Below are 23,391 nucleotides of genomic sequence, written 5' to 3'. Positions count from 1 at the left end.
AAGCTGTTACTGTACGGCCCACAAAGCCCAAGCCGCCTGGATCAGATCTGACTTGAAGCGTCCCCTCCTCCTGCTCCTGATCAGCCTGGCCTTGAGCTCATCCGCAAGCGCGACGATTACCGAAAGTCACGGTTATGCGCAGTTCGGCACGCTCAAGTACCCGGCCAGATTTACCCACTTCGACTGGGTCAACCCGCAAGCGCCCAAGGGCGGTACGTTGCGGGTAATGGCGTTCGGCACCTTCGATACGGTCAATCCGTACACCTTCAAAGGCACCAGCCCGGTTTCCACAGGGAATTTCCTCCAGTACGGCATCAACGAGCTGAACGAACCGTTGATGGTCGGCACCGGCCAGTATTCGCCATCCGGTGACGAACCGGCATCCAGCTACGGCTTGATCGCGCAATCGGTGGAGTACAGCGAAGATCGCAGCTGGGTAGTGTTCAATCTGCGCCCGGAAGCACGCTTCCACGACGGGACCCCCATCACCGCCTACGACGTCGCGTTCTCCTACCGGTTGCTGCTCAAGGAAGGTCATCCGCTGTATCGCACCGCGCTGCAGGAAGTCCTGCGGGTCGACATTCTCAACAAGCAGCGCATTCGTTTCGTGATGAAGCGCTCGGGCAATCCGCTGTTGATCCTGCGCCTGGGCGAGTTGCCAGTGCTGCCGCAGCACTACTGGAAAGACCGCGATTTCAAGGCCACCACCTTCGAACCGCCGCTGGGCAGCGGCCCGTACCGCATCACTTCGGTGACGCCGGGGCGTCAGTTGATTTTCGAGCGGGTCAAGGATTACTGGGGCAAGGACCTGGCGGTCAATCGCGGCAAGTACAATTTCGATCGCATGCAAGTCGAGTTCTACCGCGACAGCGACGTCGCCTTCGAAGCCTTCAAGGCCGGCGAGTTCGACATCTACATCGAGCATCAGGCGAAGAACTGGGCCAACGGCTACAACTTCCCGGCCGTGCGCCGTGGCGAGGTGATCAAGGCGCAGATCGCGCATCAGATCCCGACCCAGAGTCAGGGCCTGTTCATGAACACCCGGCGAGCGACCTTCGCTGACACCAGGGTTCGCGAAGCGCTGGGCCTGATGTTCGACTTCGAGTGGACCAACCGCGCGTTGTTCAGCAATGCGTACAAGCGCACCACCAGTTACTACCCCAACAGCGAATTTTCCGCCAGCGGCCTGCCAGTCGGGCACGAATGGCTGATGCTCAAGCCGTACAAGGAGCAACTGCCGGCCAAGCTGTTTACCGAGCCGTTCACCCTGCCGCAGACCGACGGGCGCGGCGTCCCTCGGGACACCATGCGCAAGGCACTGGCGTTGCTCGGCGAGGCTGGCTGGAAGCTCAATGGCCAACGCCTGCAAAACGCCGCTGGCCAGCCATTTCGCTTCGAGCTGTTGCTGGTCAATCCGAACCTGGAACGCCTCCTCCAGCCGTACATCGAGAACCTCAAAAGCATCGGTATCGACGCGCGCCTGCGCACCGTGGATCGCGCCCAGTACAAACAACGCCTCGATCAATTCGACTTCGACATGATCCTGATGACGCTCAACCAGACCCTCAGCCCGGGCCTTGAGCAATGGCAGTACTTCCATTCCAGCCAGGTCGGGATCAAGGGCAGCAAGAATTACGCGGGCATCGCCAATCCGGTGGTCGATCACCTGCTCGAACAATTGCTTGCGGCGCGCACCCGCGACGAGCAGGTCGCCGCCGGCAAGGCCCTCGACCGCGTACTGCTCTGGCAGCACTACATCATTCCCAACTGGTACCTCAATTATCATCGTCTGGCCTACCGCAACCGGTTGGCCTTTGTCACCACGCCGCCCTATACGCTGGGCCTGAGCGCATGGTGGCTGAAGTCTTCGGAGAAAGATCAATGAAACCGATCCGCGCCCTGCTCGTGCAGGCCAGCGGCTTGCTGTTCGCCGGGCTGGTGTTTGCCGCCCCGCAACACGCCGTGACCCTGTACAACGAGCCGCCGAAATACCCGGCCGATTTCAAGCATTTCGACTATGTGAATCCCGACGCGCCCAAGGGCGGGACCTTTCGCCAGGCCGGGTCCGGCGGCTTCGACAGCCTCAACCCGTTCATCAGCAAAGGCGTGCCTGCCGATGACATCGGCCAGATCTACGACACCCTGACCAAGCACAGCCTCGACGAGCCATTCACCGAATACGGTCTGATCGCCGGCAAGATCGAAAAGGCCCCGGACAACAGTTGGGTACGCTTCTATCTGCGTCCCGAAGCGCGTTTCAACGACGGCCACCCGGTACGCGCCGACGACGTCGTGTTCAGTTTCGAGACGCTAACCAAGGAAGGCTCACCGCTGTTTCGCGGCTACTACAATGACGTTGCCGAAGTCATCGCAGAAGACCCGTTGAAAGTGCTGTTCAAATTCAAGCACGCCAACAACCGCGAACTGCCGCTGATCCTCGGCCAGTTGCCGGTGCTGCCGAAACACTGGTGGGCCAGCCGTGACTTCAACAAGGGCAACCTGGAAATTCCGCTCGGCAGCGGCCCCTATAAGGTCACCGAAGTGAAAGCCGGGCGTTCGGTGCGCTACGAACGGGTCAAGGATTACTGGGGCAAGGACCTTCCGGTCAATCGCGGTTTCTACAACTTCGACACGATGACCACCGATTACTACCGCGACAACACCGTCGCCCTCGAAGCACTGAAGGCCGGCCAATTCGATTTCTGGCTGGAAATGACCGCCAAGAGTTGGGCCAACGCCTACAACATCCCGGCCGTCACCGAAGGTCGGTTGATCAAGGAACAGATCGCCAACGGCAACCCGACCGGCATGCAGGGCTTCATTTACAACTTGCGTCGCCCGGTGTTCCAGGACATGCGCGTGCGACGGGCCTTGAGCCTGCTGTTCGATTTCGAATGGACCAACAAGCAACTGTTCAACGGCGCTTATGCGCGCACCCGCAGCTATTTCGAGAACTCGGAAATGGCCGCCACCGGCCTGCCTGACGCCGATGAGCGGGCGATCCTCGAGCCCTTCCGCAGCAAACTGCCGGCGCAGGTGTTCAGCGAAGCCTTCGAGAATCCGAAAACCGACGCCAGCGGCATGATCCGCACGCAGCAGCGCGAGGCCTATCAACTGCTGCAAGAGGCCGGCTGGAAGATCGTCGACGACAAAATGGTCGACGCTAATGGCAAACCGGTGGTCATCGAATTTCTGCTGACACAGACCGACTTCGAACGCGTGCTGCTGCCGCTCAAGCGCAACCTCAGCGACCTCGGCATTGATCTGGTGATCCGCCGTGTCGATGTCTCGCAGTACATCAATCGCGTGCGTTCGCGGGACTTCGACATGATTGTCGGCAGTTTCCCGCAGTCCAATTCGCCGGGTAACGAGCAGCGCGAATTCTGGATGAGTGCCGCCGCTGACAAGCCGAGCAGCCGCAACACCATGGGCTTGAAAGACCCGATCGTCGATCAACTGGTCGAAAACCTGATCAACGCCGATACGCGCAAAAGTCTCGTGGCCCATGCCCGCGCGCTCGACCGCGTGTTGCAGTGGGGCTATTACGTGATCCCCAACTGGCACATCAAGACCTGGCGCGTCGCGTACTGGAACCACATCGGCCACCCGAAAGTCTCGCCCAAGTACGACATCGGGATTAATACCTGGTGGGTCAAACCTGACGCAAAACCGGCAATAGAAGTCGAAACCAAACTGCAAGCCGACCCTGCGGGCACGGAGTAATCAGATGCTGGCGTATATCTTTCGGCGACTGTTGCTGATCATCCCGACCCTGTTCGGCATTTTGCTGATCAACTTCGTGATCATTCAGGCTGCGCCCGGCGGGCCGGTGGAACAGATGATCGCCAAGCTCGAAGGCTTCGAAGGCGCCACCAGTCGCATCGCCGGCGGCGGTGCCGAGGTGTCGGTGGCCGGTTCCGCCTATCGCGGCGCGCAAGGCCTGGACCCGGCGCTGATCAAGGAAATCGAGCACATGTACGGGTTCGACAAATCGGCCCCGGAACGTCTGTGGATCATGGTCAAGAACTACGCGTCTCTGGATTTTGGCGACAGCTTCTTCCGCGACGCCAAGGTCATCGACCTGATCAAGGAAAAGCTGCCGGTATCGATCTCGCTGGGGCTGTGGAGCACGCTGATCATGTACCTGGTGTCGATCCCGCTGGGGATCGCCAAAGCCACGCGGCACGGCAGTCACTTCGATGTCTGGACCAGTTCGGCAATCATCGTCGGCTACGCGATCCCGGCGTTCCTCTTCGCGATCCTGCTGATCGTGGTGTTTGCCGGCGGCAGTTATCTGGACTGGTTTCCGTTACGCGGCCTGACCTCCAACAACTTTGACGAATTGAGCATGGGCGGCAAGGTCCTCGATTACTTCTGGCACCTGGCGCTGCCGGTGACAGCATTGGTGATCGGCAATTTCGCGACGATGACCCTGCTGACCAAAAACAGCTTCCTCGACGAGATCAACAAGCAATACGTGGTCACCGCCAAGGCCAAGGGCCTGACCCGGCATCGCGTGCTCTACGGCCATGTCTTCCGCAACGCCATGCTGCTGGTGATCGCCGGTTTTCCGTCGGCGTTCATCGGTATCTTCTTCACCGGCTCGCTGTTGGTCGAGGTGATCTTCTCGCTCGACGGCCTCGGTCTGATGAGTTTTGAAGCGGCGATCAACCGCGATTACCCGGTGGTGTTCGGCACCCTGTTCATCTTCACCCTGCTGGGGCTGGTAGTGAAACTGATCGGCGACCTCACCTACACCCTGGTCGATCCGCGTATCGACTTCGAAAGCCGGGAGCATTGAGATGAACCTGTCCCCTCTCAACCGCCGCCGCTTCGAACTGTTCAAGGCCAACAAGCGCGGCTGGTGGTCGCTGTGGCTGTTTCTGATCCTGTTCGGGCTAAGCCTGGGCGCCGAATTGATCGCGAACGACAAGCCGCTGGCGGTGCACTACGACAACAACTGGTACTTCCCGGCGATCAAGCGCTACCCGGAAACCACCTTCGGCGGCGAATTTCCGCTGGAGGCCAACTACAAGAGCCCGTACATCCGCGAACTGCTCAAGGCCAAGGATGCGTGGGTGCTGTGGGCGCCGATTCCGTACAACTATCAGAGCATCAACTACGACCTGAAAGTCCCGGCCCCTGCCCCGCCGTCGGCGGACAACCTGCTGGGCACCGATGATCAAGGTCGCGATGTGCTGGCGCGGGTGATTTACGGCTTCCGCGTTTCGGTACTGTTTGCCCTGACGCTGACCATTCTGAGTTCGATCATCGGCGTGATCGCCGGGGCCTTGCAGGGCTTCTATGGTGGTTGGGTCGACTTGGCCGGACAGCGTTTTCTTGAGATCTGGTCAGGTTTGCCGGTGCTCTACCTGTTGATCATTCTGGCCAGTTTCGTCCAGCCGAATTTCTGGTGGCTGCTGGGGATCATGTTGCTGTTTTCGTGGATGAGTCTGGTTGATGTGGTGCGTGCCGAGTTCCTCCGTGGCCGTAACCTTGAATACGTGCGCGCAGCGCGGGCTCTGGGCATGCAGAACGGGGCGATCATGTTCCGCCACATTCTGCCCAACGCCATGGTGTCGACTATGACCTTCATGCCGTTCATCCTCACTGGCGCCATCGGCACCCTCACCGCGCTGGACTTCCTCGGTTTCGGCTTGCCGGCCGGCAGCCCGTCGCTGGGCGAGCTGGTGGCTCAGGGTAAATCCAACCTGCAAGCGCCGTGGTTGGGCATGAGTGCGTTTGCGGTGCTGGCGCTGATGTTGAGTTTGCTGGTGTTTATCGGCGAGTCCGCTCGCGATGCCTTCGACCCGAGGAAGTGAAATGAATCAGGACAATCTGATCGAAGTGCGCGACCTCGCCGTCGAATTCGGTTTCGGCGAGCGCCTGCACCGGGTGGTAGAGGGCGTGAGCTTCGACATCAAACGCGGCGAAACCCTGGCGCTGGTTGGCGAATCCGGCTCGGGCAAATCGGTGACCGCCCACTCCATCCTGCGTTTGCTGCCGTATCCGATGGCGCGGCATCCGGCCGGCAGCATCAATTACGCCGGGCAAAACCTGCTGAACCTGAGCGAGAAAACCATCCGCCACATCCGCGGCAACCGCATCGCGATGATTTTTCAGGAGCCGATGACCTCGCTCAATCCGCTGCACTCGATCGAGAAGCAGATCAACGAGGTGCTCGGCATTCACAAGGGTCTGACCGGCAAAGTCGCGACCAAGCGCACGCTGGAGCTTTTGGAGATGGTCGGCATCCCCGAGCCGCACAAGCGCCTCAAGGCCCTGCCCCACGAACTGTCCGGCGGCCAGCGCCAGCGGGTGATGATCGCGATGGCCTTGGCCAACGAGCCGGAACTGTTGATCGCAGATGAGCCGACCACGGCGCTGGACGTGACCGTTCAGCTGAAAATCCTCGATTTGCTCAAGGAACTTCAGGCCCGATTGGGCATGTCGTTGCTACTGATCAGTCACGATTTGAACCTGGTGCGAAGAATTGCGCACCGCGTATGTGTCATGCAGCGCGGTTGCATCGTCGAACAGGCATCGTGCGCAGAGCTGTTCCGTTCGCCACAGCATCCGTACACTCGGGAATTGCTCGGCGCGGAGCCCAGCGGAGGCCCGGCGACCAATAAAATCGGGGCGCCGCTGCTTGAGGTCGAGGACCTGAAAGTCTGGTTCCCGATCAAGAAAGGCCTGCTCAAGCGCACGGTGGATTACGTCAAGGCAGTGGACGGCATCAATTTCAGCCTGCCTCAAGGTCAGACTTTGGGGATTGTGGGCGAAAGCGGTTCCGGTAAATCCACGCTGGGTCTGGCGATTTTGCGGCTGATCGGCAGCAAAGGCGCGATCCGTTTTGAAGGCAAGCAGCTAGACTGCCTGACGCAGAACGAGATTCGCCCGTTGCGCCGGGAGATGCAGGTGGTGTTTCAAGACCCGTTCGGCAGTCTGAGCCCGCGGATGTGCGTCAGCGACATCGTTGGTGAAGGCCTGCGGATTCACAAGATGGGTACCGCTGCCGAACAGGAAGCGGCAATTATTGCGGCATTGAAGGAGGTAGGTCTGGATCCGGAAACCCGGCACCGCTACCCTCACGAATTTTCCGGTGGGCAACGGCAACGCATCGCCATTGCTCGAGCGTTAGTGCTCAAACCGGCGCTGATCCTGCTGGACGAGCCGACGTCGGCGCTCGACCGGACGGTGCAGCGGCAAGTGGTGGAACTGTTGCGTTCACTGCAAGCCAAGTACAACCTGACGTATTTGTTCATCAGCCATGATCTGGCTGTCGTCAAAGCGCTGAGCCACCAGTTGATGGTGGTCAAGCATGGCCAAGTGGTCGAACAGGGAGACGCGCAAGCAATCTTTGCCGCCCCTGAACATCCGTATACACAGCAGTTGCTGGAAGCCGCTTTTTTGGCACCAGCCACTGCGCAATAACCTGAAAGAGGAGCAACACATGGGTTTTCTCGCCGGTAAGCGCGTACTGATCGTCGGTGTCGCCAGCAAGCTGTCCATCGCATCCGGCATCGCTGCCGCCATGCATCGCGAGGGCGCTGAGCTTGCCTTCACTTATCAGAACGACAAACTGAAAGGTCGTGTTGAAGAATTCGCCCAAGGCTGGGGTTCGAGCCCTGAGCTGTGCTTCCCGTGCGACGTGGCAAGCGATGAAGAAATCGCCAAGGTCTTCGAAGCACTGAGCAAGAAGTGGGACGGCCTGGACTGCATCGTGCACTCCGTTGGCTTCGCCCCGGGCGACCAACTGGACGGCGACTTCACCGAAGCCACCACCCGTGACGGTTTCCGCATCGCTCACGACATCAGCGCCTACAGCTTCGTGGCCCTGGCCAAAGCCGGCCGCGAAATGATGAAAGGCCGCAACGGCAGCCTGCTGACCCTGTCGTACCTGGGCGCCGAGCGCACCATGCCTAACTACAACGTAATGGGCATGGCCAAGGCTTCGCTGGAAGCTGGCGTACGTTATCTGGCCGGTTCCCTGGGCCCGGACGGCACCCGCGTCAACTGCGTATCGGCTGGCCCGATCCGTACGCTGGCCGCTTCCGGCATCAAGAACTTCCGCAAGATGCTGGCCGCCAACGAAGCGCAAACCCCACTGCGTCGCAACGTCACCATCGACGAAGTCGGCAACGCCGGCGCGTTCCTGTGCTCTGACCTGGCGTCGGGCATCAGCGGTGAAATCATGTACGTGGACGGCGGCTTCAACACCACCGCCATGGGCAACATCGAAGAGTGATTTCGATGTAGAAAAAACCGCCTTTCGAGGCGGTTTTTTTTCGCCTGCGCAAAAGTCGTGCACGGGCAATAACTATGTACCACCGGAGATTCTCCCCGTCGTTCGACAATCGGCGCTCAGCGGTTTTCAACCGCCTATAGGAGAACACTGATGGACGAAACCGAATCAGATCCAGCTGCCGACCAGGGCGATCAGGCATTGATCCAATGCCTGATCGACGAATTGACCGCAGTGCCCGTCGCCAATGCCACGGCGCCCTCGCGCACCCTTGAGATTCCGCGCGGCTGCCTGTTGCGCGCTTGGACCGAACTCTACTGGACCGCTCTGCAGCGCCCGGACTTTCTCTATTGGGCCAGCCGGTTCGACCTCAACCTCGACACGTTCAGCCCCAAAGGCGAGACATTGCAGGCCCTGACTGCGTCGCTAACGACGCCTGCCCTCAGGATATTCACCCTGGAAGATGATTCCGGCTGGTGGCAAATGGCGCCGGTCCTGTTGTCGATTTCGCAACGAATCGATCCGGCCGGGATCGGCTTGCCCTGTATTGGCGGTAAATCCGCCAACCCGCAGTCCCGTTTTCCGCGCCGGCTGGTGCTGGCGTTCTACGGCTATCCAGAACCGCAAAACACCCAGCAGGCGCAGGTGATTGTCAATGAGCTGAAAACCAGCGCAATTGCCCCGATCAACAACGACGGCTACACGGCGTCTGCGGTGATCAAAGAGCGCACCGCGCAGCTTGAAGATTATCGCGTCATCGCGGCAGAACTGGAGCAGGCCCTGCAGACCGCAGAGGAGCGCAAACAGCCTTTCGTCCAGTTTCGCATTGCCGCAACGTCGGTATCGCTGACCTCCGACTCTTTAATTGCCAGGACAGAGTCTGAACTCAACCTCGGCTACGTCATAACGCGCTATGGCTTCGAACTGCCGGCCAATGCCAAGGACACCCGCGAGCTGATTCTGCAGTTGCGCCAGGCGAAATGGCCACTCCCACCCTTTGTCAGTGGCTACGTGCAGACCAATCTGCTCATCAGGCACTACCAGGAAGCGTTTGCTGACATCGAGAACTGTCAGTACATCATCGGGCGCCTGGAGGCGCTGAGCTGGAACAAGGACAGCTCCCAGGCGATCAGTCTGGAGGAGTTCAGCAGACCGGAACCTGCATCGACGTTGGGCCGACTGGTGGCGAGGCACATGGAGTCACTGCTGAAGTTCAGGTCCAATCCGGCCTTTCAGGCGATTCTCAAAGGCAAAAACCTCCCGCCGGACAGTCAATTGCTTGTGACCGAATCAGGTCGGGTAGGCACCGCTGACAACAACCACAAGTGGATTGCCCTGAAGCGGCAAGTCGAGCGACACGCGGGACTGAAAGTGTTGCTTGAGCAGCTAAAAACCCTGGCGGGCGATGCAGGAGGAGAGATACGTACCAACGGTAAAGTCAGCCTGGTACAGATGATGCGCTACTACGAAATGGACGTACCTGAAAACGTCGGCGCCGCCCGCACCACCGCGCAGTGGGAAAAAACCCTTCTGATACTGCATCCGGTGCACATGGACCACTGGTATCTGTTGGGCCCTCCCGGAAATGAAACTGAACAGTTCACCTCCGAGGAACGCCAGCTCATCATCGACACCACTGCAGCGTTTCTTCCATCAGGCTCAGCGCCGCTGATGGACTATTTGAACGAAGGCATTGCAAGCGACCTGCCCCGATCCGCTCTGCGCGCGAAAGCGGATTACCTGTTCAACCAGATCCTGAGCGCGCCCCGGGCTCAGGATCTTGGCAACCAATTGTTGAGCAAATTCAGATTGACTGACATGGCAAAGGCACTCGACGCGATAAACCGCGAACGCCTGGTCCTTGCTGCCCTGATATTGAGTCTCGACCCGAGTATGGGAAAACACACCCGACAGGTCATTGGCCAACCCTTGAACGACCGCTTTTTCTGGGGCGAGAGTTTCAGCGAAGTACGCCGCTTTATCGACGGTCAACCCGACCTGACGCAAGTCAGAAACAAAGTACTGGCCACACACCTGATGCTATCGGGCATAGCGCCAGAGTTTCTGGTTCGGGATATTCCCGAGTCCGTCGGTTACATGAGTTCGTGCCGTTGGGTCATGCTCAAACAGATGGTGTTGTACGTCGAACAGTTAAAAGCGGGACTGGCGCGGGTGCTCACATTCGAACAACTGATGACTCTGGCCAAACATCCACCCCCTCAATTCCAGACCTTTCGGGCCGGGCACGCGTGCACTTTGGTGCTGGTCGAATGGACCATCGCCAGAGGCTTGATCCGGTCAGAGCCCGACCTTGACGTCAGCACCTACGATTCGTCCACGCTGGAAAAGGCCGGCACGGCCTTCCGCGCGCACACTCAACAGCTGGACCAACTGTGCCGTGACGGTTTTCACCCGGTCTTTCCCACTCCCTATACGGTGGCATTGGCTGACCTGCGCAGCATTTTCCCCAATCACCGTCACCTCGAAGACAAGGTGCTGGTCTGGACCGACGCAATCGCGGTACCGCAAACCGATCCGCCGCAATATTCCCTGGTGGATCTGCACATGGCCAACCGACTGATGCCCGACATGACGGGCTGGAACTCCAGGCTTGCCCAATTGAATCTGGAAACAATGACGCCGCAGTTTTCCAGATTGAAGAAGGTCTGCGAGCAGTTCTCTTTCGTCCTCACCAACCGTTTGGCTCAAATGAAAAAAGCCAGCCTGGCCTTGATCAAGGAGGCGTTTTGCGAGCTACCTTTGCAACAACGAATTGATATCGAAGATTCCACACTGGAGCTGTTTGCACTGAGTCCGGTGCCGCAGCCAGGCGCGGCAGTCAAACCGAGGAACGACACGGGGCCGTTCGCCATAATCGCGCTGCTACGCGACTACACGCCCCGGGTCTTCGAAGTCTTCGTCCGACACTCGCAGGTTCAGTTGCGCAGGGATATCGACTGGAGATTGTTGGCGCCAACAGCCGACAGCGCGCCACCGCCTTCACTGGCAATCGACGGGGACGCATACCTGCGAGGAACTCGCCCCAAGAACCCGGCAAGCAACAAGGTCAGGATTGAACGTCTCACCGTCGAGGGAGCGCCATTCGCACGACAGCCCGTAACGGTCCCCGACACCTTTTCATCCGCCAAGGTCAACGCCATCGCCCAAGCCGCAGTCAACCAGTTGTACAAAGTGCACGAAGCCGCGGCGCTGGAACGTGCAATGACCGCCGTCGATCTTAAGGACACCGAAACCTGCCACTCGACGTGGATGGCGTTTTATCAGGCGTTGAGTCCGTCGGAGTGATGAAACCTTAGTCATCACCTTCGGTTTTTATGGAATCAGAATCAAAAGATCGCAGCCTTCGGCAGCTCCTACAGGGATCTGTGTAGGAGCTGCCGAAGGCTGCGATCTTTTGATCTTCACACCAGCAACGGGCGCGATGGGGTACGGATCAAATACCCTTCAACGCCTGCTTATGCGCATACATCGCCCCATCCGCATCAGCCAGCAATCGATCCACGGTTTCATGGCGCTTCGGGTCGTATTCGATCTGGCCGACGCTGAAGCGGATGGCGTAGCCGCGATGCAGCGTGGCGTTACGTTCCTCGAGAATTTCCTTCAGGCGTGCCATGACCGCTGTGGTTTCGATATGGCTGGAGCCGGTCAGCAGCGCGACAAATTCATCGCCGCCCAAGCGCCCGACCACGTCGCTCTCGCGAAAGGCGATGCGTAGCACATCGGCGAAGGTCTTGAGTGCACTGTCGCCCTCGGCATGGCCGTACAGATCGTTGATCTGCTTGAAGTCATTGAGGTCAAAAAACAGCAGCGTTGCCGGCCGTTTGAGGCGTGCGCAGGCGTCCAGCGCATGCTGGGCCAGCTGCTTGAAGCCGCGACGGTTGGACAGCAGCGTCAGCTCGTCCATGCTCGCCATCTGCACCGCCGTCAGCTCTTGCTCGGCCATTTCGGCCAGGTCACGCAGCAGTGCACGCTCCTCTTCGTCGAGATCACGGGGTCTGGTGTCGATCAGGCACAACGTGCCAAGTTTATTGCCTGTGGGCACGGTCAGCGGATAGCCGGCGTAAAAACGAATGTTCGGCTCGCCGATCACCAACGGATTGTCATGGAAGCGCTCATCCTCGCGGGCATCGCGCACCAGCAGCAGGTCGTCACTGAGGATCGCGTGACCACAGAACGAGACATCCCGCGATGTTTGCGTGGCATCGAGCCCGACGCAGGATTTGAACCACTGACGGTCCTTGTCCACCAGTGTCACCAGCGCGATCGGCACATTGAACAGGCGTTTGGCCAACCGCGTGAGTCGGTCGAAACGCTCTTCGGGAGCCGAATCGAGAAGATTGAGGCCACGCAGCGCCTGGATGCGCGCCTCTTCATTGGCAGGTTTTCCGGGAACCAGCATCACACACTCCATTGGCATCAATGTTCCTAAGAGTAGCGCTAAATCTACCCGGACTCACTCAATCAACCACCCACCACCGGACATGGCCCTCCAGCATCGGCCCAGAGCTTGAACTGGCTGACGAATATGTCGTGCGGCACCGGCACTGGCGCGCGCCCTGCGCCGGGGTTCCAGCCCCAGAGCACCAGTTTGTCCTCGCTGACGTGTTTGAGCAGTGCGGCGAAGTCGCGGTCGCCGTTGCTCGAACGATCCTTGATCATCGCGCAGAGTTTGTCTGGCGGCAGGCCGATCCAGGCCATTTTGTGCGCCGCTGGCGGCAGGCTCCAGTGCGGCGCCCCCGGAGGGGCATGGGGGCCGTAACTGGCCGGCGGATTGTTGTCAGCATGACACGTGGCACAAGGCAAACCGGCGGCGCCCTTGCCGTCCATACCACGCACCACGTTCATCGCATGAGGAATGCCGGCGTCGAATTGCAGCGGCGAATCGCCGGGAATGTGGCAGTTCTGGCAGCGCGGGCTCTGGAATACCTTCTGCACCGTGCCGAAGGCTTTCAGGGCCTCCTGATCATCGGCGAACAAATCCGAGGCATAGCCGCCCAGACCGACCAACACCAGCGTTCCCAAGACTAGATGTCGTTTCATCTCACACCCCCGACAGTTGCAGCGGCAGTTCGCGCAAGCGTTGCCCGGTCAGGGCGTACACCGCGTTGGCCACCGCCGGCGCGGTCGGCGGCACACCGGCCTCACCGATGCCGCCGGGTTTGTCGCTGCTGGGCACGATGTGCACCTCGACCACCGGCATCTCGTTGAGCCGCAGCACCTGATAATCGTGATAGTTGGACTGCACGACCGCACCGTCCTTGAGCGTGAGCTTGCTGTGCAGCGCCATGCCCAGACCGAAGGTGATGCACGATTCCATCTGCGCCGCGATGCTCTGCGGGTTGACCGCAATGCCACAGTCCACCGCACACACCACCCGATGCACGCGAATCGCCAGATTGTCCTGGGAGACCTGCGCGACCTGCGCCACATAACTGCCAAACGATTCGTGCACCGCGACACCGAGGGCATGGCCGTCCGGCAGCGGCGCTGTCCAGTTGGCCTTTTCCACCGCCAGATTGAGCACGCCGAGATGCCGCGGATGCTCCTTGAGCAATGTTCGCCGGTATTCAACCGGGTCCTTGCCCGCCGCCGTGGCCATTTCGTCGATCAGCGACTCCATGACAAACGCCGTGTGGCTATGCCCCACCGAACGCAGCCACAGCACGTTGATCCCGGTCTGCGGCGAATGCAGATCGACCTGATGGTGGGCCAGACCTTTGACGTACGGACTGTCGCTGACACCTTCGACGGACGTTGGGTCGATGCCGTTCTTGACCATGGTCGCTTCCAGCAACGTGCCGGTCATGATCGACTGCCCGACCAGCACATGCTGCCAGCTCAGTGGCAGCCCATCCGCGCCAAGGCCGATTCGCGCCTGATGCAGGAACATCGAGCGGTAATAACCGCCGCGGATATCGTCCTCCCGCGACCACACGGTTTTCACCGGCAGACCCGCCGCTTTCGCCACTTGCACGGCTTCAGCGACAAAATCCGACGTCGGATTGGCCCGGCGGCCAAACCCACCGCCGAGGAATTCCGTGTGGATCTCCACCTGCTCGGGCTTCAACCCGGTGATTTTGCCGGCAACCATTTGGTCGAGTGTCTGAAACTGCGTGCCCGTCCAGATTTCACATTTCTGCTCGCTGATTTTCACCGTGCAGTTCAAAGGCTCCATCGGCGCATGCGCCAGATACGGCACGCTGTACTCGACATCGATCTTCTTCGCCGCGTTGGTAAAGTTGCCCTTCGCATCCCCGGCCTGACTGGCGGAAGTGCCCGGTGTGGTGGCCAGTTTGCGAAAGCTTTCCAGTAGTTTTTCGCTGCTCAGATCCGCGTGAGGCCCCAGATCCCAATCGACTTTCAGCGCATCGCGGCCCAGCTTCGCCGCCCAGTAATGCTGCGCAATCACCGCCACGCCAGTCGGCACCTGCAGCACTTTATGTACGCCCGGGATCGCCAATGCTTGGGCGCCTTCGAAGGATTTGACCGTTGCCCCAAAAACCGGCGCTCGGGCGACCATGGCGGTCATCAAACCCTCGAATTGCACGTCCATGCCGAACTTGGCGCGGCCGGTGATTTTCTCCGGGGTGTCGAGGCGTTTTGTCGGTTTGCCGATGACTTTCCAGTCCTTGGCCTCCTTGAACGTGATGGATTTCGGATCCGGTACCGGCAGTTGCCCGGCAGCGTCCGCCAGCTCGCCGTAGGTCGCGCGTTTATCGCCGGCAATCACCACACCCGATTCGGTGCGAATCGTCGAAGGCGCGACGTCAAAACGCTTGGCCGCCGCTTCGACCAGCATCTGCCGGGCCGTTGCGCCGGCCAACCGATAACGGTCGAACTCCATCCAGGTCGACGTCGAGCCGCCGGTAATCTGCATGCCGCCAAAAGCGGGCATGCCGTAATCCGCCGCCGACGCGGGCGAATGTTCGACGCGGATGGTCGACCAGTCAGCGTCCAGTTCTTCGGCGATCAGCATGGTCAGGCCGGTCCAGATGCCCTGGCCCATTTCCGAATGCCCGAGCAGCACGGTGACGCTGTTGTCGGCGCCGATGCGCAGAAAGGCATTCGGCGCAAAGACTTTGCCCTCATTCTCCGCCGCCATGGCAAACCGATGGCCGCCGGGCACGGCAAACGCCACCACCAGACCGCCGCCCAACATGGCACTGCCTTTGAGAAAACCCCGACGCGATACGGGACTGTTCATCGTTCATCTCCCCGTCAGGTTCAGCCGATCTCGGCCGCACGTTTGACCGCTGCGCGAATTCTTGGGTAAGTGCCGCAGCGGCAGATATTGCCGGAGAGCGCCTGATCGATATCGCTGTCGGTAGGTTTGGGGATTTTCGCCAGCAAGGCGGCGGCCGACATGATCTGCCCGGACTGGCAGTAACCGCACTGCACCACATCGAGTTCGGCCCAGGCCTGCTGCACAGGGTGCGAGCCATCCGTGGACAAGCCTTCGATGGTGAGGATTTTCTGCCCGTGGGCGACGGCCGTGGCCGGGGTGATACAGGCACGCAGCGGCGCGCCATCGACATGCACGGTGCACGCGCCGCACTGCGCCATGCCGCAACCGAATTTGGTCCCGGTCAGGTGCGCGACATCGCGCAGGACCCAGAGCAACGGCATGTCCGCGGGGACATCGAGTTCTTGATCCTTGCCATTGATATTCAAAGTCAGCATCGGGGTTTTCCTCAGACTCACGGTGTTCTGAAGGGGCGTCACTGCGGCCATAAAAGCCTGCGCGCGCCTCGGCTTATCCCTTTCAGCAAAGCCTAAATTGCGCCTCAAGCCAGACGGTGCGACCGCCGGTCATGCACATGTCGTCTTTAATCCTACAGTTGATAACGGCTCGCACTGCGCCGCCACCGCAACACGCGTACCAGCGAACCGATTCGCGAACACCTCGCGGGTCGCCCCTCCACATTGGTCAGGAGTAGCGAACATGGGATTTGTCACCACCCAAGACGGCGTCGAAATTTTCTACAAAGACTGGGGACCGAAGGACGCCCCGGTCATCCACTTTCACCATGGCTGGCCGCTCAGCTCCGATGACTGGGATGCGCAAATGCTGTTCTTTCTGGATCAAGGCTTTCGGGTGATTGCCCATGATCGCCGTGGCCACGGACGCTCAAGCCAGGTCTGGGACGGTCACGACATGGATCACTACGCCGATGATGTGCTGGCGGTGGTCAACCATCTGGGCGTGAAAAAAGCCGTGCATGTCGGCCACTCCACCGGCGGCGGTGAAGTCATCCACTACATCGCTCGCCATGGCCAGGACAAAGTCCTCAAGGCCGCGATCATCAGCGCGGTACCACCGCTGATGGTCAAGACTGAAAGCAACCCGGGTGGTTTGCCGAAATCGGTGTTCGATGACTTGCAGGCGCAACTCGCGGCCAATCGCGCGCAGTTCTATCGCGATGTACCGAGCGGCCCGTTCTACGGCTATAACCGACCGGGGGCCAAAGCGCAGGAAGGTGTTATCGCCAACTGGTGGCGTCAGGGCATGATTGGCGGCGCGAAGGCGCATTACGACGGCATCGTAGCGTTCTCGCAGACCGATTTCACTGAGGATTTGAAGCGCGTAACCGTGCCGGTACTGGTGATGCATGGCGAAGATGACCAGATTGTTCCCTATGAGAACTCGGGGCCTTTGTCGGCGAAATTGCTGCCAAATGGCACGTTGAAGTCGTATCCGGGATTCCCGCACGGGATGCCGACGACTGAGGCGGCGACGATTAATGCTGATTTGTTGGCGTTTATTCGCGAGTGATCATTGCGCGAGCCACACACCCGACCCAGTGGGAGCTGGCTTGCCTGCGATGGCATCAGGTCAGGCACTATCGATGTCGAGGCTGCCGGCCTCATCGCTGGCAAGCCAGCTCCCACAAGGTTTGAGTACATTTTGTCGAGATTGGCCAACTATCAGGCCGTCATCGCCAGCAGGCTGGCTCCCACAAAAAAGCAAAACAAGTAACACACCGCCCCGCTCTGCTCCTCCACCACTCCACAGGATGAGCGTTAGCTCGGCTGCAGCTATTGATCTAAATGGCCCGTCGGCAGGCTTCGTTCCGGGATTCATCCGGGGGGAAACATCGAGAGGAGGTGCAGCGAAGCAAACCGGAGGCGATGCCCCGGATGGATCACGGAGCGAAGGAACCCCGAGCTCCAGCGAGCGGGCCGAACGTCAGGGCAAAGCCTTTTGGGTTACCTTTTCGGCGTTTGGAAAAGGTGACCCGCCGTAAGGGCGGAACCCTAAGAAGCCATCACCAAAAAAACGGATATACACCCAAATAAACCCAAAAAAGCTCAGCTAAAAGCCTGCAATTGACCTGTCACCGACTAATCCTCAGAACGCCCGCTACTCTCTCGATCCCGCTCGTAATGGTGAGCAACGGGCAGCGCCGGCAACCAGGACTCACGCCGAATAGTCCAAAGCTCATAAGTGGGTTTGAATTGATCAGGCTGATCAAGCGATCCCACGTTCACCTCAACTTCATCAGCCGAACGCGTAAACACCGGAGACCCACAGCGAGGGCAAAAACATCGCCCGTTGTAGTCACGCGTTTCGCCGGTAACCGTCACTGCGCTTTCAGGAAAAATCGCCGACGCGTGAAACAACGCTCCATGGCGTTTGCGGCAGTCAAGACAGTGACAAAGCCCCACGCGATAGGGCTGGCCTGAAGCTTCGAAACGGATGTCGCCGCAAAGGCAGCCGCCAGTGAATCGGTCCATGGTGGGTCTCCTCTGTTCACCTGTGTGTACCGTGCGTAAACACATTCCCGCAAGCCAGTTTAAACCGATCTACGGCAGCACTAATCGACCAAGGACTGACTACGCTGTTAATCCAGCATGTCTTACCTGCCGAGGACGACTGCCATGCAACGCTTTCAAAAAATCACCCCGTGCCTGTGGTTCGACAATCAGGCTGAAGCCGCCGCGAAGTTCTACTGCTCGATCTTCGATCACGCGAAAATCACCGGTCTGACCCACTACAGCAAGGTCGGCCAGGAATTTCACGGGCAGCCGGAAGGTGCCGTGATGACCGTCAGCTTTGAACTCGATGGGCATACCTTTACCGGGCTCAATGGCGGGCCGCTGTTCAAGTTCAGTGAAGCCATATCGTTCCAGGTCAACTGCCAGAATCAGGAAGAAGTCGACCATTTCTGGGGCAACCTTTCTGCCGGAGGCCCCGTAGAAGCCCAGCAATGCGGGTGGCTCAAGGACAAGTTTGGCGTGTCGTGGCAGATCGTGCCGGTGGCCTTCATGCAGATGATGCTGGATGCGGACACCAGCAAGTCGCAACGGGCGATGCAGGCCATGTTCACGATGAAAAAACTCGACATCGCCGAACTGGAACGAGCCTTTGCCGGCCGGAGCTAATACACTCGGACGCTGGCCCGCCGGGAAGGACGATGATGAAACACGCTGCCGCCAAAAACCCTGAAAAGGCCCCGCGCTTCTGGCGTGATGAGGCCCTGCCGTTCATCGAGGCGCGGGCCATCGCCGATGGTCGCGAGGTGTGCTACGCGCGGCATTCCCACGCGCATTTTTCCATTGGTGCGATCACTGCCGGGCGCAGCACGTATGTGCATGAACAGGCGCAGTTCGAGGTGGCGGCGGGCACCGTGGTATTGATGAATCCGGGGGATGTGCATGCGTGCAATCCGATCGATGATCAGCCGTGGTCGTACGTGATGCTTTACGTCGAGACACCGTGGTTGACGGACTTGCAGCATCAACTGGGGTTTGCCGCCGAGCTTGAGTTCCGGCGTTTCGCGACCACCCATCTCGACGACGCCGGGCTGTTCCGTGATCTCAACGGGTTGTATGAGGTACTGGTCGATAACCAGCAGGATGTCTTGCGCAAACAGAGCGCAGCGGTGGAGTTTTTCACCGATCTGCAATTGCGCCTGAACCCGGCGCAACCGCCATTGCGCGAACCGAACTTCAAGCTTGAACGCGCCGCCGACTACATCCGTGAACACTGCACCGATCTGCTGAGCCTGGATGACATTTGTCGCGCGGCGCAGCTGTCACCGTCCTACCTGATCCGCGCCTTCAAGCAACATTTCGGCATGACGCCCCATGCTTTTCTGGTCAACCAACGCATCCAGTTCGCTCGCGAGCGGTTACGCAACGGGCAGTTGATTGCCGATGTGGCACTAGAGGCGGGATTTGCCGATCAGGCGCATTTCCAACGGGCGTTCAAGCAGCATCTGGCGGCGACGCCCGGCCAGTATCGCGGCTGACCGGGTCGTTCAAAATCAAAAGATCGCAGCCTTCGGCAGCTCCTGCAGGGATCGGTGTAGGAGCTGCCGAAGGCTGCGATCTTTTGATCTTCAAGCAAACTACGGCAGCAACAGATAAACCGCGCTCACCACCAACAACCCCGCCATCAGCCGATTGAACAGGCGCATCCCCGCCGGATTGCCCAGATACCCACGCAAAAACGTACCGGCATACGCCCAGCAGCCCACCGATACATAGCAGATCACCAGATACACCGCCGCAAACTGCCAGACCAATCGTGCCTCGCCATCAGCAACAAACGCGCCCATGCCGGCGACGCAAGCCAGCCAGGCCTTCGGATTGAGCCATTGCATGACGGCGCCATAGAGCATGGATGGCGCACGCCCCGAGTCGCCGGCATTCAGTTGCCCGTCATCGGTCGCGAGCTTCCAGGCCATGAACAGCAGAAACGCCACCCCGGCCAGTTGCACCACGCGAGTCATGGACGGCCAAAGCTTGAGGACTTCGTGCAAGCCCAATCCCATCAGTACCAGCAACAGCACAAACCCCAACGTCGCCCCGGCGACATGTCGCTGACTGGCGCGAAAGCCGAACTGCGCACCGGAGCTCAGCGCCACGATGTTGACCGGGCCGGGAGTAATGGACGCCGCCAGGGCAAACGCCGCCATCGAAAGAACAAGACTCATCGCACACCTGCTTCAAAACGAGGAACAAGGTGCTCAAGGTAACCAGCGTCTTATTTGCGGTATTGAAGAAAATAACCCTGAAACTGAAACGACTAACCCCTGTAGGAGCTGCCGCAGGCTGCGATCTTTTGACTTTGTTTTTTAAAATCAAGATCAAAAGATCGCAGCCTGCGGCAGCTCCTACAGGGGCGAAGTGCAGGCAATTGGATCAATCGAGGCGGGGCACGGTGAAGCGGAACTCGCTGCCCTGCCCCGGTTCACTCTCGGCGAAGATCCGGCCGCCATGAGCCTCGACGATGCCCTGGCTGATATATAAACCCAGGCCGGTGCCAGTCGGATTACCTTCTTTCACCGTCCAGTAACGGTCGAACACGTGAGGCAGGTGTTCCTTGGGAATACCTTCGCCACTGTCGCGCACGGTGAAGACGATTTGATTGCCAACTGATTTCGCGTGCACGCCCACCGTGCCGAGACGCGGGGTGAACTTGATGGCGTTGCCCACCAGGTTCGACAACACCTGGAACAGCCGCTCCGGGTCGGCATGGATGCGCAGATCCGGATCAGCCGCGAAGGAAATGCTGATGTCCTTGTCCAGTGCCAGCGGCGCGAGCAAGGCTTGCGCCTCTTCAAACATCTGACTGACGTCGAGTTTCTGCGGTGTGATGCTGTAGCGCCCGGCGTCGATCTTGGAGGTGTCGAGCAAGTCTTCCAGCAGCGTATTCATCCGCCCGGCCGCCTGTTGCATGGTGTCGATGGCCGTGGAAATTCGCCGCGAGGTGTGCGGGCCGTCGGAGCTGAACGCTTTCTGCATCATGCCGCAGAGCATCGAAATGACGGTCATTGGATTGCGCAGGTCGTGGGAAACCACCGCCACCAGTTCATCGCGGGCACGCACGGCCTCCTGCTCACGCCGTACCTGACGGGCCAGATCGTTTTCCAGCGCCGAACGACGCAAATCGTTGGCCGCAAACAAGTCGCCATGGCTCCACTTGGCGGAAATCCCGGCCATCTCGACCTTCCAGATTTCGAACGAGGTGCGCGGACGCAGGCGCATGCCCGCATCAGAATTTTCCAGATCCAGCGGCTTGCGCGGATCGCCACTCCAATTGATGTTTTCTTTCACTTCCGGACGGAACCACAGCACGCCGTTGTCTACCGGTTTTGGCAGGCTCATGGCAAGTACGCCACTGGCCACTTGGGGAAACTGCGCGGCGGGTGGATAAACGCTGGCCAGATGGTGACTGGCGAACACCGGCTCAGCGCTGTCCTGCAACCATTTGTGCAGGGCGCGGATTTCTTCCGGTTCCGGGCAGTTGCCGTAACGATGCAACTGCTTGTCTTCAATGATTGCGACACCGCCGGCATTGGCCAGCGCCATCAGAACCTGTGGCTGATTGGCCAGGCCGTCGAAGACATTTTGCGGCGAATCGATCATTGCCTGATTGAGCAGCGCCAGCGCTTCGACCTTCTCTTCACGTTGGCGACTGACCTCCAGCGCCTCCATCGCGCTGATCTGCAGCGACAGCACCTGGCCGATGGTCTGGCACGCGATACGCAATTCATGCGGTACATGCAGCGGCTGACGGTTGCCGCAACTGATCAAACCCCAGAGCTTGTCGCCCTTGAGCAGGGAAATGCTCATCGACGACAGCACGCCCATGTTCTTCATGTATTGGCAGTGAATCGGCGACACGCTGCGCAGTGTCGCGAAACTCAGATCGAGCGGCGTCTGCGTATCCGGACGCAACTTCGGCACCAGCGGCACCGGTTGATAGTCGGCGTTGGGGATGATGCGCAGCCAGTTTGTGCGATACAACTCGCGCGCCTGCTCGGGAATATCCGAGGCCGGGAAGAACAGGCCGTTGAAGACTTCCATCGACGGATCGGACGCTTCGGCGATGACCTGGCCGTGGCCCTCCTCTTCGAAACGATAGATCAGCACCCGGTCGTAACCGGTCATCGCCTGGATTTCCTTGACGCTGATGTCGTACAGCGCCTGCAAAGTCGTGGCCGCTTGCAGACGCTGGAGCATGCGCCCCAGGTTTGTCTGATTGCCGGCGACGTTGCGCGGCTGGAAGTTTTCGACGTGAATCTCCAGCTCAAGAATCAACACGCCCTGATGTCGATGCAGCAACCCCTCGAACGCGGTGCCATTAAGGTGGAGGTACAACCGCGGCGCGTCGAAGAACGCCGCTTGCTGCAAGGCCTCACGCACCTGTGCTGTGTGCACTTCACCCAGCAAATCCACCAATGGCTGGCCAATTAACGCCTCTGGCGCACGGCCCAGCAAGGTTTCGACGTTGGCGCTGACCTGAATGATCTCAAGCGCCGGTTCGCTCAACGTCAGCAGCAACCCGTGAGGCTGGATTGCGCCGGGGAAGCGGATCGGCTCGTCAGCACAGTTGGCCAGCAGCTCTTCAAAATCTTTCTTGTCTTGCGGGTTCATGCCAATACCTCCTGGCAATCGAGCCAGCGCTCGAAGCAACTGAATGTGGTTTGCGCCGCGATCACAACGGCTTCGCGCTCATCGGCGTCCATCGGGCGATTGCCCAGGTACTCGATAAATTCGCGCCAGCGACGGCCGGTGGCAGCGCCATAGACATCGAGGAAGGCAGCGCCGTTGTCTGCTTCAAGGCCCAACCGTGCGGAGATTTCTCGACGCAGGATCTGTCCGCCGAGGGTTGCGCCTTCGAGCACGTACAGCACACCCAGGCACGCGGCGCTCGAATCAATCACGGGCAACTGATCGCAGATCGGCAGGTTTTCCAGCGAAGCGGGCGCTAACCCCAACGCTTGCAGATCGCCGCGCAATGTCGAGGTTTTGAGGCGTGGCGTCAGGTCGAAATCGTCGGGGACTGAACCACTGCGCTGCAATGCGCTTTCCAGCGGAAAATAGAAGCCGTGATAGGCCGCCATCAAGCGCTCAAAAGCAGGTATATCGAGCGTATCGGAGAAAAAAGGAAGGCGTTTTTCCAGTGCGATGTGCAGTTCGGCAGTACCGGCCCGCAAATCTTGCAGCACCGGTGGCACATAAACCTCACGGGCCTTTGCTTGCATGTATGTCGCTCTTGGTGAGGCCGCCTGGGGCCATTCGGGGTGTAAAAACGTCGCGTGAAATTTTACACGTCAAACGACATTTCTGACCGCGCAGATCGTTTTTTCTAACGAAACCACAGCCCTCGGACA

The 23,391-nt window shown here is 59.5% G+C and carries 18 protein-coding genes; 10 read left to right on the top strand and 8 right to left on the bottom strand.

Annotation, left to right across the window (positions count from 1 at the left end):
* The first annotated feature begins 52 nt into the window (after positions 1-52).
* The 7 genes from ACA061_RS11565 (at position 53) to ACA061_RS11535 (ending at position 11,551) form a co-directional block, all read left to right on the top strand.
* A complete protein-coding gene (locus ACA061_RS11565; protein WP_497301611.1) occupies positions 53-1,885 on the top strand; it encodes an extracellular solute-binding protein in 1,833 nt (610 codons plus the stop codon).
* Entirely contained in the window at positions 1,882-3,723 is a 1,842-nt protein-coding gene (locus tag ACA061_RS11560) for an extracellular solute-binding protein (RefSeq protein ID WP_150618184.1), read from the top strand. The genes ACA061_RS11565 and ACA061_RS11560 overlap by 4 nt, the downstream gene beginning before the upstream one ends.
* Before the next feature lie 4 nt (positions 3,724-3,727).
* A complete protein-coding gene (locus tag ACA061_RS11555) occupies positions 3,728-4,801 on the top strand; it encodes a microcin C ABC transporter permease YejB (protein ID WP_150605135.1) in 1,074 nt (357 codons plus the stop codon).
* Between the two features lies 1 nt (position 4,802).
* Positions 4,803-5,822: an ABC transporter permease gene (locus ACA061_RS11550; RefSeq protein WP_150605136.1), complete on the top strand. Its 1,020-nt coding sequence runs from the start codon at positions 4,803-4,805 to the stop codon at positions 5,820-5,822.
* 1 nt (position 5,823) lies between these two features.
* Positions 5,824-7,434, top strand: a complete 1,611-nt coding sequence (locus ACA061_RS11545; RefSeq protein ID WP_150618183.1) for an ABC transporter ATP-binding protein — start codon at positions 5,824-5,826, stop codon at positions 7,432-7,434.
* Between the two features lie 19 nt (positions 7,435-7,453).
* Entirely contained in the window at positions 7,454-8,248 is a 795-nt protein-coding gene (gene fabI, locus ACA061_RS11540; protein ID WP_007910591.1) for an enoyl-ACP reductase FabI, read from the top strand.
* Positions 8,249-8,398: 150 nt separating this feature from the next.
* On the top strand, positions 8,399-11,551 hold the full coding sequence (locus tag ACA061_RS11535; protein ID WP_497301608.1) for a hypothetical protein: 3,153 nt from the start codon (positions 8,399-8,401) through the stop codon (positions 11,549-11,551).
* A gap of 148 nt (positions 11,552-11,699) precedes the next feature.
* On the opposite strand, the gene ACA061_RS11530 is transcribed toward ACA061_RS11535, so the two are convergent.
* The 4 genes from ACA061_RS11530 to ACA061_RS11515 form a co-directional block, all read right to left on the bottom strand.
* Complete coding sequence (locus ACA061_RS11530) at positions 11,700-12,665, bottom strand: GGDEF domain-containing protein (protein WP_497301607.1); 966 nt, start codon at positions 12,663-12,665, stop codon at positions 11,700-11,702.
* A 62-nt stretch (positions 12,666-12,727) separates the two neighbouring features.
* The gene (locus tag ACA061_RS11525; RefSeq protein ID WP_497301606.1) at positions 12,728-13,306 is read right to left on the bottom strand and encodes a hypothetical protein; all 579 of its coding nucleotides are present in this window, start codon (positions 13,304-13,306) and stop codon (positions 12,728-12,730) included.
* A gap of 1 nt (position 13,307) precedes the next feature.
* Positions 13,308-15,470, bottom strand: a complete 2,163-nt coding sequence (locus ACA061_RS11520; RefSeq protein ID WP_497301605.1) for a xanthine dehydrogenase family protein molybdopterin-binding subunit — start codon at positions 15,468-15,470, stop codon at positions 13,308-13,310.
* A 20-nt stretch (positions 15,471-15,490) separates the two neighbouring features.
* A complete protein-coding gene (locus tag ACA061_RS11515; RefSeq protein ID WP_007965305.1) occupies positions 15,491-15,946 on the bottom strand; it encodes a (2Fe-2S)-binding protein in 456 nt (151 codons plus the stop codon).
* Between the two features lie 262 nt (positions 15,947-16,208).
* Between ACA061_RS11515 and ACA061_RS11510 the strand changes: the two genes are divergently transcribed.
* On the top strand, positions 16,209-17,039 hold the full coding sequence (locus ACA061_RS11510; protein ID WP_497301604.1) for an alpha/beta fold hydrolase: 831 nt from the start codon (positions 16,209-16,211) through the stop codon (positions 17,037-17,039).
* Between the two features lie 569 nt (positions 17,040-17,608).
* On the opposite strand, the gene ACA061_RS11505 is transcribed toward ACA061_RS11510, so the two are convergent.
* Positions 17,609-18,001 carry a GFA family protein gene (locus ACA061_RS11505; RefSeq protein ID WP_150618177.1) on the bottom strand — a complete coding sequence of 131 codons (393 nt, stop codon included), beginning with the start codon at positions 17,999-18,001 and terminating at the stop codon, positions 17,609-17,611.
* A 144-nt stretch (positions 18,002-18,145) separates the two neighbouring features.
* Here ACA061_RS11505 and ACA061_RS11500 point away from each other — a divergent pair, with 144 nt between their 5' ends.
* On the top strand, positions 18,146-18,649 hold the full coding sequence (locus ACA061_RS11500) for a VOC family protein (protein ID WP_150618176.1): 504 nt from the start codon (positions 18,146-18,148) through the stop codon (positions 18,647-18,649).
* 35 nt (positions 18,650-18,684) lie between these two features.
* Positions 18,685-19,518 carry an AraC family ligand binding domain-containing protein gene (locus ACA061_RS11495; protein WP_497301925.1) on the top strand — a complete coding sequence of 278 codons (834 nt, stop codon included), beginning with the start codon at positions 18,685-18,687 and terminating at the stop codon, positions 19,516-19,518.
* A gap of 99 nt (positions 19,519-19,617) precedes the next feature.
* Here ACA061_RS11495 and ACA061_RS11490 read toward each other — a convergent pair whose 3' ends face one another.
* From ACA061_RS11490 to ACA061_RS11480, 3 genes are all read right to left on the bottom strand, one after another.
* The gene (locus ACA061_RS11490) at positions 19,618-20,205 is read right to left on the bottom strand and encodes a LysE family translocator (RefSeq protein ID WP_497301602.1); all 588 of its coding nucleotides are present in this window, start codon (positions 20,203-20,205) and stop codon (positions 19,618-19,620) included.
* Between the two features lie 208 nt (positions 20,206-20,413).
* Positions 20,414-22,651 carry an ATP-binding protein gene (locus ACA061_RS11485; RefSeq protein WP_210555164.1) on the bottom strand — a complete coding sequence of 746 codons (2,238 nt, stop codon included), beginning with the start codon at positions 22,649-22,651 and terminating at the stop codon, positions 20,414-20,416.
* A complete protein-coding gene (locus ACA061_RS11480; RefSeq protein WP_210555163.1) occupies positions 22,648-23,262 on the bottom strand; it encodes a biliverdin-producing heme oxygenase in 615 nt (204 codons plus the stop codon). Before ACA061_RS11480 ends, ACA061_RS11485 begins: the two co-directional genes overlap by 4 nt.
* Positions 23,263-23,391: the final 129 nt, after the last annotated feature.

Source organism: Pseudomonas sp. LBUM1668, assembly GCF_059695715.1.
The sequence above is the reverse complement of the archived record's forward strand: the minus strand, read 5'-3'. Positions and strand labels throughout refer to the sequence as shown.